We start from the raw sequence: 20875 nt of genomic DNA on the forward strand, positions 1-20875 counted from the left end.
TCTTTCAAATGGGCATTATGCATTGCTCCCGGAGTAAAGTCCATCGGCCCTGCCAACATCCTGGTAAATGGTAAAGTTACATCATGCTCCGGAGTGATTAATTCACTCCATTTGCAATTCTCCAATCCTTTTACACCTTCATAATTGACAACGTTTGGGTATGCCCTGCGCAATCCTGAAGGTTTATATGCACCGTGATAGTCAACCAACAAATGCCTGTCAGCACAAGCTTTGGCTGTGCGTTCATAAAAGTTAACCATGTGTTGTCCGGCCTGCGCCATAAAGTCAACCTTCAGACCTTTTACTCCCCAGGCTTTAAACTGATCCAGAATATTGTCCATATCCTTATCCATTGGTCCCCATAATGACCACAAAATCAATTCAACACCTTTTTCTTTTCCATATTCAACCAGTTCAGGAATATCAATTTCCGGACGGGATTCCAAAACATTGGTCGTGGTTTTTGACCAGCCTTCATCCAGAATGATATAAGGAATATCGTGTTTTGAAGCAAAGTCAATGTAATATTTGTAAGTCTGGTTATCGATCCCTGATTTAAAATCAACATTATAAAGATTGTTGTCATTCCACCAGTCCCAGGCTACTAACCCTGGTTTAATCCACGAAGTATCGTCCAGCTTGCACTCTCGTGAAAGTAGATAAACCATCTGGTTTTCTACCAAATCCTTATCCATCTCACTAATCATGAAAACGCGCCAGGGAAATGTTCTTGTCCCTTCGGTTTCTGAAATGTAATCTGCTTCTTTCAAAACGTTAATATTCCGGTCTCCCTTTGGCTCTGATTCCAAAATCACTTTTGGAAATTTACTTTTTAAAACCGTGCTTCCGGTTGCTTCCAAAAACAAGCCGGGATAGTCATATAAGTCGGCTTCCGTAATGCCGATTTTAATGTTGTTCTGTGCTTTCACAAGGGTCGGAAGGGAACAGAAACGTCCATTCCCAAATGCCGACAATTTCTCGTCCAGGTAATTCCTTTCATAGTGTGAAAACAAGGTTTCTTCTTCAGGAAAAAGAATAGGGTAATCACTGGCAAAGTTCAGTTCAACCTGCTCGTCATCAACCTTAACTTTCCCTTTTTTTGAAGCCTCAAACCGATAAGCAATTCCATTATTGAAAACACGGAAAGTAACTGCAAAATCATTTTTAAAATCGATGCGCAATTGGTTGTAATTATTCTCAATGAATTTTGATTTTAAAGGGACCACCACTTCTTCCTTTCCAGAAAAGGAACTTTGTTTTACCTTACGCACTTTCACTACTGCACCGAGGTTTTCGCCGTTAAGCGTGAGGCTCATTTTATTGTCGTTAAACACCTGTTGACCGTTTACACTGGTTGACCAGCTGATCCCTTTTTCAGTACTGACACTTGTTATAATTCTACCATCCGGGGAAGCAACCTGGTAATTTTTTGCTTGCAATCCCATGGATATAAAAAAGAAAGTTAGAAGATAAATAATTTGAGTTTTGGAGTTTTTCATTGTTATTGGTTTAAGTTTGAGGGTGTAAATTTAGTCTTCTTTAATTTTCTAACATAATCTTTTATTAGGATTCCATTCCCGAAAAATAGAAATCTTTTCCCATTGTTGTATTTTGCAACTGAAAATTAATTGTCTTACCCTCATTTTGTTTAAACATTTTGGTTATGCAAACCAAAGGGATATATTTCACCCTTGAAATTTGGGATAAAATGTGTAAATAATTCCATGGAATTTCACAAAAGGAGCTATTAAAACAAATAATTCGCCCTCCAGAAACAAATTCTGAAGGGCGAATTGATTTAGGGTAAGGTTTGAGATAGTTCCCAACCAAGGAATTTTATGAACGAACCCTGACACCTAATTTTTCAAGATACTGAGCTTCGTCATCCAGAAAAATTAACCTAGCCAGGCGGATTATCTCTGCAACCGTCTCATGAAGCTGATCTATTTTGCTGTTTCGTTCCTTAACTTTGTACTGGGCATCTCCGCTTTCTTTTTCGCGGTTTTCCCTCAAAGTATCCAGATTTGAAATGTCATCCAGCAATTGCTCTATTGATTCAGGTGTAAAACCAAAAGGTACCAGTTTGTCAAGAACTTCTTCCATTGTTAGCAAGCTTGTGTAAAAGGAACTGGCAGCCTGTGTGAAATCAGTGTATTTACTGATCTTGTTATTGTAAAGGTTCAATGCAATTGCCTCTGCTGAACTGGCATCAAACCAAAATTTTAAGGACTGTCTAATTTTACTAAACGCTTCCCTCGCAGAATCCTGTGCACCATTGAAGGCTTCGCTAGCAGTTTTCCATTCAGCATGTTCTGCCTCATTTGCTGAGATTAATGCTGTTGTTTCATTGAATAGGTTCTTATTGGCTTCATGCCGTTCTTCATCAAAACCAAATGGTTCCATGCGGGTGCGGATGATTTCATCACTTGAAGCATTCCAGATTACAATCCGGCATTCTTCCATAAAGTCGTTGATGCTTTGATTTTTCCCATATTAACTGATTTTAGGGGTTAAACGTATATCAAGTTAATACCATGTATATTATTGATCAATTAATTTTATAAGAAATACAGGAACACCCTTATATTTTTGACGAAGGCCTATTTTTATTTAATGAACATAATAATTTTATCTACTTTATGATCCATACCATAGCAAATACGATAAACATTTCACCCATCTATTTATGAGAAGTCCTCAAAATGACCTTGCTTTCGTCATTTTAAAGTTCGCTCCGAACAAAAATATGTATGCTCAACCTATTTTTGAGGTTGCTCCAGCCATTTGAGGGGTCGCTTCGGGCAATTCTCATGTTGCTTAGCATAAAAATGGGGTCGCTCCACCCAAATGGGGGGGGGTGTGCTCGACTTACTTATTTTTTTATTTACTAAACTACACATTTACAATGCTTTGCTCAACAAATAACCTTTCCATTTATACAGTTCTTGCCACGTGCTTTATTTGTAATGAATTTTCATCACTCAACTTTTTCATAGATTGATAAATGATCCAACTAAAAGATTTAAGTGACGGGTGTTTCTTCCTCATTCGAATCAGAATTTACACTCCCTCGTTTCCGCAATGCTCAAACGAGAAATAAATCGGGGTAGCTTTAAGCAAAAAAAAGCTATAATGGCCTATCCGTCATTTCAAATACTAATTTTCCCCCTTTCATCAAGTCTTGGTGCGCAATATACTTTTTTTCATACTTCTTTCCATTTAGAGTGACAGATTTAACGTAAATGTTGTTCTCCGAGAAATTAGCAGCCTCAACAATAAATGTTTTTCCACTTGGCAGATTAACTGATGCTTTCTCTAACTGAGGTGCTCCAAGGATATACTCACCGCCACATGGATTAAGGGGGTAAAAGCCAAGGTTTGTGAAAATATACCATGCCGACATCTGTCCACAATCATCGTTTCCACACAAGCCATTTATTTCATTGATGTATTTGGTTTTAACAATTTCATTCAACAACTCCTGGGTTCTATATGGCTTGTCAGCTAAAGCGTACAAATAAGCTACATGATGACTAGGTTCATTTCCATGAGCGTACTGACCGATTAAACCGGTAACATCCGATACAAAGCCTGAACCTTCCTGCGATTCGGCCATGGTGAAAAGGGAATCCAATTTGCTTGTGAAATAATCTTCACTACCCATTAATTCGATTAAGCCTTCAACATCATGCTGAACATGCCAGGTGTATTGCCATGCGTTTCCTTCGGTATAATCGCCGCCAGAAGTCTCGGCATGGGATAATGAGAAGCGATGGAAAGGTGTACGCCATTTTCCGTCTGAGTCTTTTCCCCTCATTAACTTGCTTTCCGGATCGAAGAGGTTTTTATAATAGTTTGAACGCTTGCTGAAAAACTCGTAATCATCTTCTTTACCAAGAGCTTTTGCAAATTGTGCAGCACAATAATCATCATAAGTTGATTCAAGGGTACGCGAAACTGATTCTTGCGTTACAATGTCAAAAGGGTAATATCCATATTTATCGTATACTTCCCAATTGGATTTTGGCATATTAGTTGTCAATGTTGTTTTTATGGCCTTATAAGCCCTTTCTGCATCAAACCCTTTAAATCCTTTCAAGTAGGCATCTACAATAACCGGAACGGCATGGTTGCCGATCATGCAATAGGTTTCCTTTCCCCACAATGCCCAAATCGGAAGAAAGCCCTGATCATCATACTGGTGGAGCATTGAGTTTACAAAAGCATCCACTTTCTCTGGGGAAACAATGGTATAAAGCGGGTGTGCAGCCCTGTAAGTATCCCAAAGTGAAAGTGTTGAGTAAAATGGTTCTTTTCCCACATCCGCAATATTGTTTGGCTGAATGAAAAGGCGGTACATGGATGTATAAAACATTTCTTTTTTGTCTGCATCACCTTCAACTTTAATCTGGGACAAATACTGGTTCCACTTGTTTTTTCCATCGTGACGAACTTTTTCAAAGTCCCAGTGAGCGACCTCAGCCAGCAAATTCTCCTTTGCCCCTTCAATGCTTGTAGATGAAAGGCCAACCTTTATCATTAATTTTTCGCCTTGTGGAATATCAAAATCAAATACATAACGAGGAGCTACTTCACGCTCATCAAGCTTAGGCAACTCAATTTTACTTACAACAGGATGACTAAATTCGATCACATAATAGTAAGTACGTTCCAGCCAAACGTCTGTATTTGAAAAACCAGTTATCACGGTCGGGCTTTCAAAATTTACTTCTGCATCCAACACATGTTTGTGCAAAGCCGGCTTATTTCCTACCGTTGCACTCTGGAAATCAATAAGCAGATGAGCAGGTCCTCCTTTGGGGTATGAGTAGCTATGGAAAGCAACATGTTCTGAGGCCGTCATTTCGGCGTCTATATTGAAATCAGTTAATGTTGTCGAATAATATCCGGGACTTGCTGACTCAGTCTTTTTATCAATCTGGCTGGTATAACTTTCACGCATTGCTTCGCCTGTAAAAGGAAGCATCAATAAATCGCCTAGATCTGGACAACCGGTTCCGTTCAGGCGCGTTTGTGAAAAACCGTTGATTATTGAATCGCTCGATTGGTAACCTGAACAATATCTCCACTCACAATTTCCCGTTTCTGCACCCACCTGGATCAATCCAAATGGTACACAAGCGTTTGGAAAACAATGTCCATTCTCCGCAGCTCCAATAAAGGGATTTACAAACTGGGTGTAATCGATTTGTGTTGCCTCTTCTTTTTGAGCAACACATGAAAACAGCAATAAAATTGCGATAAAAATTTGGCTAAGTAATTTCACGATAAATGGTCTTTTTAGTTGTTACAAAAAATTTTACTTTCAGATGGCATAGGTATTTCCAAAAACAGTAGCATCAACAAATGCTTCAAAATTTTGGAGGTCGAAAGATGGTAAATCCTATTGAGTTTTTCTAATGGTGATTTATTGAAGATATAACCCATATTTTACCAGTTATACTTGTCATATTAGTCTATGATCATTATTACACATTCTTTAATCTTCTATAACAAGTTAATCTAATTATAGATTGTCTTTCAAAGATATTACAGTATAAAATACTTGTGGCAAAATATCTTCGGGCATATCAACATATTCATGTTTTTCTATTTTATTTTCACGTATATAGACAGGAAGTTTAATTCCGCCATTTACAGTTTTGACATTGCCTGATATATCTTCTACCGTTCCCGTCATACTAACCCTTTCTACCTTTAGTATTTTTTCAGCTAAAACATCTTCAAATTTTAAAGTGATGTATGGATTGCCATGATTTAAATGATAGGTATCCCCATTTCCGTTACGATCCACAAAAATTGCTGCATTATTATTACTTAACAGATGGACTGCACAAATAATCTTGTTGCCAACCTTAAAAGCTTCAATACTACTCTGTAACTCATTGATTTCAAAGTTGAGCTGTGGTTCTGAACTCACTCCTTTAAAAAGAGAAATGGTATCAGCACCAAAAAGTTCACCAAGGGTTTTAAGGCTTTTACCTTTCACAGAAAGGTTTTCACCTGAAAGAAGAGTACGCCCATATCCATAAGCTTTTGGATCATTGGGTGACCAATAAGCAAAAAAGAAGAGTTTATACTTGTCCGGATAATCCCAACCTGAATTCAAAGCCCACTGCAAAGCCCTTGGATACAAGTTCCCAATTAAATTAGGATCAGTTCCAAAACCCATTTCTGACTGCCATATTCCTTTATCAATATTTCTCTTCTTGAGTTCTTTGTGTAACATCTCCATTGCTTCAAGTGGGAAGTAATGAATGTCGATTACATCAAAAGTATCCCAGGCATTATACTTATCAATTAAATTTATTAATGTGCTGATTTTTCCACAGCATGGCCATCCTCCATAAACAACTTTTCCTCCTAAATTTTGAATAATTTTTGAAGCTGGAATATGGATACGCTGCATGTAGGTATCCATATCTCCCGCCCAAAAGCCACTGGTCGGATGTGCTTCATTCCAAATTTGAAAATATTGCAGATTGTAAGGTGGGGCACTTAAAAAACGCACCACTTTTTCAACATAGTTATTCCAATCTTGCTGATGATTTTTTGACAACCAACGATTTGATATCTTACGCGCATCCTGTTTTTTATCTATATATTCTGTTACACTTTCCCCATTAACAGTTTTTAAGCGAAATTGACGGCGAATATAGCTACCATCAGCTTGCTTTAGAAAGGCAAATTTTTCGCCATCCATCTCAAATTGTTGATCTGGCTTACCAGCTCCGGCCCAGCTTGCGGTATAGCACAGAATAGGAAGTACGGTGACTCCATTACGTTTAAATTGCAATATTTTTTCACCATATTCTTCTAACTTTTCGGTATTCCATTTTCCCTGTTCCGGCTCAATTCTCCCCCAGTAGATATCCATTCTTTCCCAACCAACAGCAGCATCTCCAAGAACAGCATTAACTTCAGGTTTACTATGACATACCCCTGAAAAATCCTTTAATTTACCTACCGATGGCAATTCCTGAGAATTTGAAATGAAATAACTACAAGTGATGCACAAAAGCAGTAAGTATCTAAAAAAAAGAAATCTATACATGATAATTTTTTCTAATTATTAATTTTTAATTGGCCTGGCTGTCTTCGATTTTTCCCGGGCATTCCAGTTAGGTCATCACCTAAGTCTTCCCGAGCTTGTTGCGCCAGTTCTTCCAATTCTTTTACAATCTCAGGATATTGTTCTTTCACATCATAGCGTTCACCCGGGTCTCTCCGCATATCGTAAAGTGCCAGACCTGTTTCTGCCCAATTGTATTCTCCCGGCATTCCATTCTGACCTGGCATTACGCCAATGTAGGATCGATATTTATGAGGAAAAACCAGTTTCCAGTTACCTTTTCGAACAGCCTCCAAATCATTCTTCTGAAAGTAATAGAAAAAATGGTCGCGTGGATTCGCATCGGTATCCCCTTCAAGTAATGGAAAGATATTCACTCCATCAATCTGTTTTGTGGGTAATGGGGAGCCAGAAATATTGGCAAGAGTTGGTAATATATCAATTGTTGAGGCAATTTTATTACAAATAGTACCTTCCGGAATCACCCCGGGCCAGTTCATAATACAGGGCACACGTACTCCCCCTTCGTAGGTATCTTCCTTCCCTTCTCTTAGTCCACCTGCAGAACCTGCATGATCACCGAAATTCATCCAGGGGCCATTATCCGAAGTGAAAATGACTAGTGTGTTTTCCGTGAGATTATTGTCTTCCAAAGTTTTCATTATTTCACCCACGGACCAATCAAGTTCCATGACCACATCACCGAAGGCTCCCTGATCGCTCTTCCCTTTAAACTTATCAGAAACCCCTAGTGGAACGTGAACCATACTATGTGCAAAATATAAAAAGAAAGGATTTTTCTTGTTTCGATTAATAAAATCGATTGCGTATTCTGTATATGAAGTCGTAAGCTTATCTTGCTCCTCAAATGAATTAATTTCACCTATTTTATCGTTACCCTTAATTAGTGGTGGGTTCATTGACTGAGAATCGATTGGTTTTGGAGCCAATCGATCGTACCCCACTGACCACATATCATTGGAGTAAGGCAAGCCAAAATACTCGTCAAAACCATTTTGAAGCGGGAATAAAGGAGGTCGGTTACCTAAATGCCATTTCCCAACAATACAATTTTTATATCCACTATGGGCAAGTATTTCAGGGATCAATTCTTCATCCGGGTTAATTCCTATAGTAGCTTCCGGGTTCAAAGCATAGGCAATACCTACACGGTTGGAATAACAGCCAGATAAAAGTGCCGCCCGGGATGCACTGCAAATGGGTTGCGCTGCATAAAAATTAGTAAAACGCATACCATTGGATGCAAGTCTGTCAATATTCGGTGTACTATATCTGGTAGCCCCAAAACATCCTACATCTCCATACCCCATGTCATCAACTAATATGAGAACGACATTGGGAGTCTCTGTTTTTTTAGGCTTAGATTCCTGCATTATACCTTGAAATGGAATAAGCACGACCAAGCTTATGATTAATATTGATTTAACTACAAAATCATTCATTTATCTATTATTTTCAATTTATATTCCAGCTAAAATTTGAACAACAATTATTTATCGTTTGGATCATGGCAATCCCTAGTGAATCTATCTCTTTTCCAATTGATTTTCCACAGGCACTACTGTTGCTTCATGTTCTTCCTTTATCTTCTTTATTTCAACAATAATATCCGGATGCTGATCGGCGATATTGTATTTTTCTGATGGGTCAACATTCAAATTGTATAATAATGGAGGATCATACATCGTTACATCCTTCCTTCCAGAATCAGCTTGTGTAAAAAAGTGTGCTTTATAAGCTCCTTTACGAACAGCAAAAACTTCAGTATCACGATAATAAAATACCACATCTCTGTCACTTTTGCCCTTGCCCGTCATGATTGGAAAAATATCATAACCATCATAAACCCTGTCAGTGGGAAGTTGAACACCTGCCAATTTTGAAATGGTTGGTAATAAGTCCATCGTAGTTGCCATATCACATACAACACCTTCCTTTAAAGTACCAGGCCACCAAAATACGGTAGGTTCGCGCATGCCGCCTTCATAAGTACCACCTTTACCACCTTTTAATAAACCTGCACTTCCTCCATTCTCATTGTGGATTAACCACGGTCCATTGTCTGATGTAAATACAACCAAGGTGTTTTCAGCAATGCCATTCTTTTTCAAGGCTTCCATTACCCGACCAACACTCCAGTCTATTTCTGCAATAACATCACCATAGGTTCCCCTTAAACTAATTCCTTCAAATTTCTTAGATCGAAACAAAGGAACATGAGGCATGGAATGCGCCAAATAGATAAAAAATGGATTGTCTTTATTTTCACCAATAAACTTCACCGCCTCTTCTGTATATCTTTTGGTAATGGTAGTCTGATCAGCAGGCCGTTCAATAATTTCAGAATTCCGCATTAAAGGCACATTGAAATAATCGATTTTAGGCTGCCTTATTATATCCACATTGTCTGGTCCATCAATGCGATCCATATCATTGCTATATGGAATTCCAAAGAAATAATCAAAGCCATGAGAAGTAGGCGTGTATTGAGGAAGATGTCCTAAATGCCATTTACCAATACAAGCTGTAGCATAATCTTTTTGTTTTAATGCTTTGGCAATGGTAATTTCTTTTTCAGGAAGACCACCCTTTGAATCAGGGAATAACACCCGCTTTTTACTGCTACACATACCCGAACGGATTGGCAACCTGCCTGTCATTAATCCGGCACGCGAAGGGGTACAAACCGGAGCAGCCACATAAAAATTCGTCCACTTTTGGCCTTCCGTAGCCATCCTGTCCAGATTTGGAGTTTTTATGGTTGGATGACCATTAATACTCATGTCCCCATACCCCATATCATCGACAAAAATGATGATGAAATTCGGACAATCTCTTTTCTCATTCTGTTTTTTTGCAAAAGCCAATTGTGAAATAAACAGTGCAGTTATCAAAAGAACCTGAGTAAGAATTCTTGAGCTAAATAATTTCATAAAAAAGTGCTTCCCTAAATTTTTGGTAATTGTTTCGTAAGGTTTTAATGAGGCTGTCTAAAAAACTGGTCAGATTATCTAAAATTCAATTAACCAATCGAATTTTAGTAACTCACTTTTAGACAGCCTCAACTTATTCTCTGGAACAGTATTCTAATTACTACAGTTGTACTCTGCTCTTAATTCCAGAAATCATGCTGAACAAGATTCGGATTATTATTGATCTCTCTTTGTGGGATAGGCCAATAAAGTGTTTTCTCACCCAAATAAGGTCTTGCCCTATAGGTGATGGAGTTGTAAACTTGCTCAACTATTCCCCATCTCTTAATATCAAACCATCTAATTCCTTCTTCTCCAAATTCTACCAAACGTTCATGACGAATTATTTCACGCAACTCAGACTGACTTAAACTACTACCTTCAACATCTTCCACTTTTGGCATGTCAACCCGTGCACGAACTTGATCAATTAATTGATAAACTTCAGGAGTAATCGTATTTTTTTCAATAAGTGCTTCAGCACGCAGCAAAAGCACATCTGCATATCGAAATACCATCAAATCCTGTGGCCCGTCATTATTGTGATCAGTCGTAGTAATCCGAACATATTTCTGTATACAATATTTTGTAACAGACCTTTTGGGGTCAAAAGGCTGCCCATTTGCAACGATTTCGCCTTTTCTCAATACAGTGACATCATATCTTGGATCTCTGTTCTCATAGAAATTCACCTCATCATACAATGGTGATTGGGTGATTGGTAAACCATCAGTACAATAAAAGGCATCTGCATAACTTGGAAGTGGTTTTATCTCAAATTGAAATGGCTGCAACGGATAACTACCAGAGAATGAATCGCCCATCCCTAAATCAGACGCAAAAGCCACTGCAAATACCGCTTCGTTGCTTCCTTCAGCTTCAACAGTAAATAATTCCTCATAATCAGGATACAGCTCATAAACACCAAGATCCATTACTTGCTTGGTTAATGTTGCAACATCATCCCAATCACTAAAATAAGCACGAACTTTAGCTGCGAGCGTTAATGCAGCACCTTTTGTAGCTCTTGGATAATCTTGACTTACTGGCAAATTTTCAATTGCATAATCCAGGTCTTCCAATATTTGTTCTTTTATTTCTGCCTGGGTGTTTTTTTCCACAAATCGATCTTCAAAAGGCGTTTTTCCGATAATTAATGGAACATCCTTAAAAAGTGCAGTTAAGCGATAATACGCTAAAGACCTTAAAAATTTGGCTTCACTTTCTATTATTTTTATTTGGGTGCTGGGAGATTCTATACCATCTATAACAGATATTAATTCGTTCGTTCTTCCAACAAGCATATAAAGTCCAGTCCAATAGATTCTGTAAAAGTCCATTTCGGTAGTTGAACCACCGTCTGTAACATTAATGAAACCAGTTCTATCAAACTGCGCTACATCGGTAAGACAATCCAAAAACCTAAAATATCGGTTAAAATTAGCTGGTTTTTGAAGCGTATTGTATGCCCCCATCAGGAGCAAATTTAAATCAGACTCTGAATCGCCAAGTAAATCTGCAGATAATTGATTTGGATTTACTTGATCCAAATAGCTATCACAACTGGTTGTGACAAGCAAGCTAAAAGCTAGTATTATTGAGAAAATATACGTTTTCATATTCATACCTATTAATATTATTAAAAAGTGACATTTAATCCAATCTGATATACTTTCAACTGAGGATATGAAAAGCCCGTACTTCCACCAGATCTCTCCGGATCAAAATGTTTTAATTTTGAGAATGTCAAAAGGTTTTGTCCCCCTACATAGAATCTTAAATTATCAATACTCAATTTATTCAAGAATGCTTTAGAGAACGAGTAACCTAATTCAATGTTTTTGAGTCTTAGATAGGAACCATCCTCCATCCAATAATCAGAGAATTTTACATTTGAATCTCTTCCAATGGCCAGTCGGGGATATTCTGTACTTGGATTTTCAGGAGTCCATCTATTTAACCAATCCACGGTCCAATTGTTATTATCCCTATTCCCGGGAGTGTTAACATTATTGAAAGTGTAAACATCTTTGTTGGCTATTCCCTGAAAGAATATGGAACAATCGAAATTGCGATAGTTAAAGTTACCACCAAAACCAAATGTAAACTGCGGAAAATCATCCCCTATAATTGTTCTGTCATAACTATTTATTTTACCATCAGGAACACCATCAACGCCACTAATATCTTTATACCTTAAGTCACCGGGAACGGCTTTGGGAGTTTGTGTTGCAGCCTGATCAATTTCATCCTGATTCTGAAATATACCTTCTACTTGAAATCCATACCATGAATTTAAGGCTTCTCCTTCCCTAACAATTCTATTCTCTGGATACCATTCCTGACCATTCAAATCGATAGCTTCATTTTCTACTGAACTGATATTGAAATTTAAGCTGTAGCTAAAATCATTAATCTTGTCTCTGAAATTACCCGAAAGATCCCATCCTTTATTTTGAATTTCACCTGCATTTTGGAAGGGTGCACCTAAATTTCCAAGAGTAAGCGGAATAGGCAATTTTAGCAACATATTTTTAGTCTTCCTTATAAAATATTCGAAGGTTAATGTTAACTTATTTGCTATCCCCATATCCACAGCAAAATTTGATGTTTCAGTTGATTCCCAACTTATTGCATCATTTGCTAAATCAACAATTGCTGCTCCAGTGGTATATTCTCCATTTACTAAATAGGCAGTATTTGTTGAATAAACCGAAGCATAAGCATAGTTTGAACCAATATCCTGATTACCGAGTTCTCCCCAACTCATTCTTAATTTCAAATTACTTAATAGCGGGTTATCTTTAAGAAAATCCTCCTCTGATATTCTCCAGCCTGCTGAAAAAGAAGGGAATAATCCATATCTATTCCCTTTGGCAAATTTGGAAGATCCATCGTAACGAATATTGCTTTCAAACAAATATTTTTCTTTGTAATTATAGTTTATTCTTCCAAATACAGATTGTAAACTATTGTTCCACTCGTTGCCATATGCTCTTTGAGTATCGTTACTTGAAGCATCTAATACTTGTAGTGAATTACTTGCAAAACCAACGCCATAGCCAGAAAACATGATATGCTTATTTTGCAGGAAGGTATGTCCAAGCATTGCAGAAATACTATGTTTTTTAGCAATTGTCTTATCATACTTCAAATAATTTTCAATCTGAATTCTGTTATTATTCGAATACTTTTGTGTAAGCGAAGCATTATCATTTTGATATACTAAAACATCACTATCGTCGTATATCGCAATTTTGGGATTCCAATTTTTCAAAACACTTTCAGTATATCTGTAAGAAACCTGAGAATTAAATGTAAAACCTTTTAATTTTATTTCAGCGGTAAAAGCAGAAACGAAATTTTTATCAACTTCTGTATTACTTCCAACGTTGGCATACATAACGGGATTATGGATATACTGATAACCCGGAACATCAGTAAAACCAACACGATAATTTCCATTGTTATAATAGATAGGTGCAGCCGGAGTCACCCTCATAGCGTTTGTCAACACATTTGTGTCATTTTCAGTATCCATTCCCCTGGTACTATTTGTCTTTTTATTAGACCCTGAAAGATTTAATCCAAACCGAATATGATCATTGAGTTTCAAATCAAGTTTACTCCTAAGATTAAACCGATCTGCTGCTGTATTCACGACTATTCCTTCTTGATTGACATAGTTAAAACTGGTGTATGTTTTAAGCTTCCCTTTACCACTGCTCAAACTAATATTGTAATTTTGAATCGGAGATGTTTTAAATACTTCATCTAACCAACGAGTATTGCTAAATCCATCCGACGGGTCATCATTTTTCATCAGTTCAATTTGCTCATCTGAAAAGAACTCAGTTAGATTGCCATTAACTCTGGCCTCATTCATTAATTCTGCAAAATCCCATGAATCTAGAACATCTGGCAAAACCGTTGCTTTCTGCATTCCAAAATATGCATTGAAATTTATTCTAGTACCTTCTGAACGGCCATTTTTTGTTGTAATTAAAATTACACCATTTGCTGCTCTAGCCCCGTAAATGGCAGAAGCTGCAGCATCTTTCAATACACTTACATCACTGATGTCAGTTGGATTTAAAGCACCAAAATCATCTACTTCAGAAGTAACACCATCGATAACAATTAGAGGTTCTGTTCCGGCATTAACGGAACCTATTCCCCTAATATGGATTGCTCCTTGATCTTTCCCTGGTTGTCCACCTCCCTGTATAATCGTAAGCCCCGGAACTGCACCGGCAAGTGCATTAATTGTATTACTTGAGGGTCTGGTAGCCAATTTTTCGAAATTTACATTAGATACTGAACCTGTCAAATTAACCTTTTTCATCGTTCCATATCCAACAGCAACAACTTCTTCAATGCCAATGGCGTCCTCTGCCATTAAAACATTAATAGTTGATTTTCCATCTACCGGGATTTCCTGAGTTTTCATACCGACAAAAGAAAACACCAATACACCGTCTCCGGGAACTTTTGACAAGGAGTAATTGCCATCAAAATCGGTTATTGTACCATTTGTGGTTCCTTTTACAACAACAGTAACTCCGGGGAGAGAAGAACCTGATGAGTCTGTAACTCTACCAGTCAATTTAATCGGCTGTTTACTAACAGCATTCTCCTGAAGTTCATCCTTAGAAACTATTAAGATAATTTTCCCCTTAATCTCATAGCTAAGATTCTCGCCCTCAAATACATCATTCAGAATTTCAAAAAAGTCTTTGTTTTTGTAAGTACCTGATTTCAACTTTGCATTCTCTATCAACTCATTCTTATAAAAAATAGAATAAGCTGTGTTCTGTTCGATATAAGAAAAAATCTCCTCTAAACTTTGATCTTTAAAATCCATCGAAAGCTTGGTTGCCTGAGAAAATCCTGCTGCACTAACTTGCATCAGTGCCACCATAATAAGAATTGTGGTCAATTTCATAATTGCTAACAATTTTTTGAGCACAAGGCCTTTATGCAGCCTTTGCTTCACATGATTTTTTTCCATAATTTTGGTTTGCATTTGATTATTATTTAATTTATGCAAGGCGTAAGTGGAAGGTAGGAGTTCCGCTTTCGCCTTTTTTTATTATTTTATCATAAGCTGAATTTTTCGATTTTCAATTTCGTTATAGGTTATTGGAAGGTATGTACCTATCGCATCAATAATCTCCCAAATGGTTTCTTCATTTTTGAATGTCCCTGTAAACTCTACATCCACAAATTCATTTTCATTATAAATGATGTCTACATCATACCAGTTTTCAAGCCGCATAATTAATTCACCAAATGGAATACTCGTGAAATTAAGCTTGTTTTCCACCCATCCGTAAGTTTGTTCGAGGTTTGCCTGTTCTTTTGATTCACCTTTCTCAGATACGGTAAGTTTTTCTCCAATCCCAAGAATTGTTTTCTTGTTTCTTGTTGCTATTTCAACACTTCCTTTAAACAGGGTCACCTCATTGCGGCTCGTTTGTTCATATGCCATCACATTAAACTCGGTCCCAAGCACTTTCACTTCACACTTAGGCGTTTTTACGATAAAAGGAGCTTTTTCATTTCTGGTAACTTTGAAAAATGCCTCACCAACTAAACTAATGTTTCGCACTTTATTTGTAAATGACTGATATTCTATTCTGGAAGAAGCATTTAGCCATACTTCAGTTCCATCGGGCAAAACAACTTTTGATTTCTCTCCCCGAGGGGTTTCAACAACCGTCACCCCTTGGATGAAATTTTCGGTTTTTAAATAAAAAATAGTAGAAGTGATTAATAAACCAATAATCAATACCGCAGCGATAGCTTGAAACCAATGGTGGTTCAATCTGCGAGTTTTGTTTTCTATTGTATTTGTATTGATTGAGATTCGCCGAACGAGCCGTTCCCAATTCATCATCACAAACATATTTTCTGATGGAGACCAATTTCTTTTTATATGGGAAAAACGGGTTAAAAATTTCTCCTCGCTTATTAGTGAAAGAAACTCATCATATTCCGAGCCTTTCAATTTACCCTCTAAATACTTATTTGCAAGTGAATCAAAATGAATTAAATTTTGTTCCATGATTTTCGTGTTATACTTCTATAACTTTAGAAAACCACTTTTACCCATCATTCAAATTAAACTTTTTTAAAAAAAATTGCGAAGTACCAGAATTACGATGGCAATTGGTAAGTCATTCGTGAATTTATCTTTAAATGTTTTTGCAGCTCTGGCAAGATGCCTCTCTACATTTTTAACATTTATTTGAAGCTTTTCCGCGATCTCCCTGTTTTTTAAACCGTCTATTTTACTCAAAATAAAAACTTCTTTGCATCGTGGAGGCAATGAATCGATTGTTCTTTCGATTTCAAGTTTCAGTTCTTCCTGTATTAATAAATAAGGCTCATCCCTGATAAAATCAATCCTGTATAATTCCTCAATCCTTTTTAGCGAATGTAGTTCAACTTCTTTCTCTGAGGTAACCTTAATATGCTTGATATAATCCAAACACTGGTTTCTAACTAAGCGGAACAAATAGCCCTCAATATTGATACTTTCAATATCACTCTTTTTCTCCCAAACCTTTATAAATACATCCTGAACAATGTCCTCGGCAACTTTATCATCCTTGGTAATTTTGAATGCAAAATCAAATAATCGAGGGAAAGTACGCTTAAACAACTCTTCGAGTGCTTTATTGTCTCCACTTTTTACAAGAGTAAATAATGCGGTTGACTTGTCTTTAATATGAGGATCTTGATTTGCCATCTGATCGAAACAGTCAACAAATATATATAGAATTGCACCTTATAAAAAAATTGATAATAAAAGAATCTGAATTCACTTCACGAGAACTGCGTGGTCAATCTGCTAAATAACAAATAAGGATGAATTGTAACAATTCATCCTTATTCTTGAGCAAACTACTAAATGCCCATAAAACAATCTGCCGAGTTTTCTTTAAGATATCTAACCGCGAAGGAAGAAGATTCTTAAATATTAGCACAGACATTAACTAATTTAAGAGTTACTTAAAAATATAATGTATTACCTCGCCCTGTGTGCGCTTGTCCTCAAAAATACCTGTTTCCGTATCTCCTTGTTGCTTTCGCCACTCGGCCATTTGCACTCTGAATGGTTCAATTATTTTCTCATAGTAAGGGTCCGAGGCGAGATTATGCAACTCGCTTGGATCGCGCTGAATATCATACAACTCTTCTTTTGGTCGGTTATGATACCTCCACAAAACAGCTGCCGCATGCTGATCAGTAAATGATTTATCTACCCATGTTGACCAATATTCACGACCACCGTCATGATCTTTCGCCAAATTAATGTGAGTATTGTATTTTACTTCCGGAGCCAAATTCAGAATGTATTTGTAACGACTAGTGCGAATCATCCTCATTGGCGCCTGGTTAATTTTCCCATCACCAGTGTGGCTGCCATAGACAACATCTCGATGACTGGATTTTTCACCCTTTAGGAATGGGACCAAACTCCGTCCATCAATTTCTTCAATTTCTTTTGGAGCTTTTCCCCCAGCTAACTCTATCGCTGTTGGAACTATATCAATTAATGACACCAATGCATGTGTATTTGAGCCTCCCTCGATAACGCCAGGCCAACGAATTATTAATGGAACCCTTATTCCATAATCATACAAATTCCACTTACCAAAAGCAATCTGAGGCCCCTGATCTGCTGTAAATATTACAATTGTGTTTTCATCAAGATTATATTTCTCAAGGCTTTCCAGTAATCTTCCAACATTCTTGTCCATCTTGCTAATATCCGTGTAGTAACGCGACCTGGACACACGCGCTTCTTTCGTATCAATATGAATGGAAGGGATGTCTATTTTTGAATAATCATATTCAGTATTTTCCGGCCAAATAACATGTGGACTGTGGTCATTAACAACTAACATGAAAGGTTCTTTTTTATCAGAAGCATTAGACAACCACTCATCCACAGGCCCCATATTCAAATCAGTCCATAAAACACCATCTTTTTCATGCCCCGGTTCCGGCACATTTGTATTGTGAATCAAATCGAAAGGATAAACACTCATCGGACCAATATGTAGTTTACCGGCAAAACCAACATCGTACCCCAACTCGTTAAGATAGGAAGGCAATGTTTTAATTCCCGCCTTGATTCCATGGTGATTGGCATGAGCGCCATTTCTAAACGGATATTGTCCGGTATGAATTGAAGCCCTGGAAGGAGAACATGTTGGCGAACTAGCAAAAGCTTCCGTAAACAATATCGATTTACTTGCAAGACGATCCAGATTAGGAGTTTTTACAACCATATTACCATACGCCCCAATATCGCAGGCACCCAAATCATCGGCTACAAAGATTACTATGTTTGGATGAGAGTCCTTGACAGCAGGTTCTGACATCGAACTTAAAGGTAAAATGAGGGTGGATACAATCTGTGTTGAAATTAATGCTTTTGATAGTTTCATTTTATATGATTTTGCTTTCCAAAAGGACGTGGTCCTGAAATAATTCAACACCACGTCCACTATAGTATTCGTTATCAAATTTAGTTAAAAAATATTCCCAAGCTTAAAGAAATCCCCATTGATTTTGCATCGACATCTTTGTAAAATGGTGCTATGCCATTATTATATCGTACATCAATAAAGTATCTATCATCTTTTCTCAAATTGACACCAAAGATCATGTCATATGTTAAACTTTCAGGATCCTGAACCAACGAATATTTTGTATTATTTGGATCTGTTTCAATCATTTCTCCATCAGCATCTTGTACCACATAAATATCGAGAGCCGGACCTGCGAAAAATGAAGTAGTTAAACCGCTGATTATTTTTTCAGAAGAAATATTGAAAAGTACAGGTATCTGCAAATACGTTAAATTGATCTTTGAAAAGGGAAACCCTTTCAATATCATATCATTACTTGCTCCTTTAAATGCCAGGTTAAATTCAGGCTGAATCGAAAAGCTTTCTGTTAATTCATAGTTTAGAAAGTAACCTCCTGTAAAAACAGGCATAAAATTGCTCATACTTACTTCATCTCCTGTGAAATTAACAACTTCTAATCCTGCCCTTAATCCATGACTAATTTGTGCTTTTAAATGTATTGTAAAACAAAACATTAATGCGATTATAAATATGTATCGTTTCATGATTAGATTTCAATTAATAAATTTAAATAATGTGTAAAATTAATACCCAGTATTCTGCTGCAACGTTCCATCTGATAGAATAATTTCAGTTACAGGTATTGGCCACAAATAATTCTTAGGATCAAAATTCCAGGTAAAATCTGTCATGATCACTTTTACCAAATCACCTTCTGTATTTGTATATGTCATTCCTTCAATGGAACCTTGCAATATAGATTCGGTAGCCTCCCACCTTTTCAAATCGAACCATCGTAATCCTTCAAAGGCTAGTTCCACTGCTCTTTCATGTCGTACTGCTTGCCTCAAACCCTCTTGTCCAAGAGTGCTTTCTATTTCTGGCATATTAACATCCGAACGTTGCCGCACTTCATTAATCGCATCAAAAACAGATTGATCAATTTCATTCAATTCAATTTTTGCTTCTGCATAGGTAAGTAGAACTTCTGCATACCGGATTAAAATAAAATTGATACCACAATTCGCGCCATCACCAAAATCTTCTGCGTTAACATATTTCCTTAGATTATAGCCAGTTTTTGTGGTCTGAAATCCGAGTGTATAATCATCTTTTCCGCCAGGTCTGGAATCATAAATTTCTCCATTTGGCAGTTCCGATCCCAAATGAAATAAGCTGTACCCTAATCGTGGATCTCTATTTTCATACGGATTGTAAGGATCATATCCACTACCATCCTCATTAATCATGGAGCCATTTTGCATTTCAAATTCATCGGCAATTCTCCCTGTTGGCTGGTAATAATTCAATCCATTCTGAGAAAAAGGAGCCATTCGATTAAAGATATTGTTGGAAAAATCGTTTTTAATAAACTGCTTGTCTAAAATAACTTCAACATTGTTTTCTGCCGCCTCTGTAAATAGGCCCTTGTATTCAGGATACAGTGAATATTTATCCAGGTTAATTACATCCGATGAAGATTTCCTGGCCTCATCATAACGCTTCATCCACAAGGCATATCTTGCTCTCATTGCCAAAGCGGCTCCTTTAGTTATCCGTCCAACCTGAGTTGAGGTAACTGGCAAATTATCAGCAGCAGCTTGTAACTCCTGAAGAACAAAATTGTTAACTTCATTGATTGGAGTACGAACATATTCCCGGGCTTCATCAATTCCAATTGGCTCCTTAATTAACGGAACATCTCCATAAAGAGCAGTAAGGTAAGCATACGAATACGCTCTAAAAAATCTTGCTTCAGCAACTAATCTCGATCTGTTTTCTTGAGATATTGCTTCTTCCGGAATCATCTCTGCATTAGATAGAAAGTCGTTTGCCGCACGAATGAATTTATACCTTGAAGTCCAAACTTGATCTGCATTAACATTATCTGAAAGCACTAATCCTTGTACAAAATTAATAGTTGCACCCTGCTCATAAGCAATATTTCCAACCATCATGTCAGACATTGCATCAAACTGAATGTTTCGTTGATCGATAAGAACATTGTAAATATTATTCACAAATATCTCAGCATCCTTTTCGGTTTTCCAGAAGTTTGCATCAGATAGAGTGCCTTTTGGTATGGTCTCCAAAAAATCATCATCGCATCCAATAAGGATTGCAAATGCACCTATTAAAATGACTTTATATATTGATAATATTTTCGTTTTCATAATACTGAT

The 20875-nt window shown here is 37.1% G+C and carries 13 protein-coding genes; all 13 read right to left on the reverse strand.

Going from position 1 to position 20875, the window contains the following annotated elements; all coding sequences use genetic code 11:
* On the reverse strand, positions 1 to 1499 hold a 1499-nt coding region (locus ACUNWD_RS19750; protein ID WP_445589591.1), incomplete at its 3' end, for a glycoside hydrolase family 97 catalytic domain-containing protein.
* 337 nt (positions 1500 to 1836) lie between these two features.
* Positions 1837 to 2463 (reverse strand): hypothetical protein, encoded by a 627-nt coding sequence (locus ACUNWD_RS19755; RefSeq protein ID WP_445589592.1) that lies wholly within the window; start codon positions 2461 to 2463, stop codon positions 1837 to 1839.
* A gap of 664 nt (positions 2464 to 3127) precedes the next feature.
* Positions 3128 to 5287, reverse strand: a complete 2160-nt coding sequence (locus tag ACUNWD_RS19760; protein ID WP_445589593.1) for a GH92 family glycosyl hydrolase — start codon at positions 5285 to 5287, stop codon at positions 3128 to 3130.
* Positions 5288 to 5527: 240 nt separating this feature from the next.
* On the reverse strand, positions 5528 to 7075 hold the full coding sequence (locus tag ACUNWD_RS19765) for a hypothetical protein (protein ID WP_445589594.1): 1548 nt from the start codon (positions 7073 to 7075) through the stop codon (positions 5528 to 5530).
* 11 nt (positions 7076 to 7086) lie between these two features.
* Positions 7087 to 8556: a sulfatase family protein gene (locus tag ACUNWD_RS19770; protein WP_445589595.1), complete on the reverse strand. Its 1470-nt coding sequence runs from the start codon at positions 8554 to 8556 to the stop codon at positions 7087 to 7089.
* 84 nt (positions 8557 to 8640) lie between these two features.
* A complete protein-coding gene (locus tag ACUNWD_RS19775) occupies positions 8641 to 10047 on the reverse strand; it encodes a sulfatase family protein (RefSeq protein ID WP_445589596.1) in 1407 nt (468 codons plus the stop codon).
* Positions 10048 to 10226: 179 nt separating this feature from the next.
* Positions 10227 to 11705: a RagB/SusD family nutrient uptake outer membrane protein gene (locus tag ACUNWD_RS19780; RefSeq protein WP_445589597.1), complete on the reverse strand. Its 1479-nt coding sequence runs from the start codon at positions 11703 to 11705 to the stop codon at positions 10227 to 10229.
* A gap of 20 nt (positions 11706 to 11725) precedes the next feature.
* Positions 11726 to 15031, reverse strand: a complete 3306-nt coding sequence (locus ACUNWD_RS19785; RefSeq protein ID WP_445589598.1) for a TonB-dependent receptor — start codon at positions 15029 to 15031, stop codon at positions 11726 to 11728.
* Positions 15032 to 15178: 147 nt separating this feature from the next.
* The gene (locus ACUNWD_RS19790) at positions 15179 to 16153 is read right to left on the reverse strand and encodes a FecR family protein (RefSeq protein ID WP_445589599.1); all 975 of its coding nucleotides are present in this window, start codon (positions 16151 to 16153) and stop codon (positions 15179 to 15181) included.
* A 66-nt stretch (positions 16154 to 16219) separates the two neighbouring features.
* Positions 16220 to 16840: an RNA polymerase sigma-70 factor gene (locus ACUNWD_RS19795; RefSeq protein ID WP_445589600.1), complete on the reverse strand. Its 621-nt coding sequence runs from the start codon at positions 16838 to 16840 to the stop codon at positions 16220 to 16222.
* A gap of 259 nt (positions 16841 to 17099) precedes the next feature.
* Positions 17100 to 18548 (reverse strand): sulfatase family protein, encoded by a 1449-nt coding sequence (locus ACUNWD_RS19800; protein ID WP_445589601.1) that lies wholly within the window; start codon positions 18546 to 18548, stop codon positions 17100 to 17102.
* A gap of 80 nt (positions 18549 to 18628) precedes the next feature.
* Positions 18629 to 19237: an outer membrane beta-barrel protein gene (locus ACUNWD_RS19805; RefSeq protein ID WP_445589602.1), complete on the reverse strand. Its 609-nt coding sequence runs from the start codon at positions 19235 to 19237 to the stop codon at positions 18629 to 18631.
* A 39-nt stretch (positions 19238 to 19276) separates the two neighbouring features.
* Complete coding sequence (locus tag ACUNWD_RS19810) at positions 19277 to 20866, reverse strand: RagB/SusD family nutrient uptake outer membrane protein (protein ID WP_445589603.1); 1590 nt, start codon at positions 20864 to 20866, stop codon at positions 19277 to 19279.
* Positions 20867 to 20875 lie beyond the last annotated feature (9 nt).

It is taken from the genome of Sunxiuqinia sp. A32, from assembly GCF_052690465.1.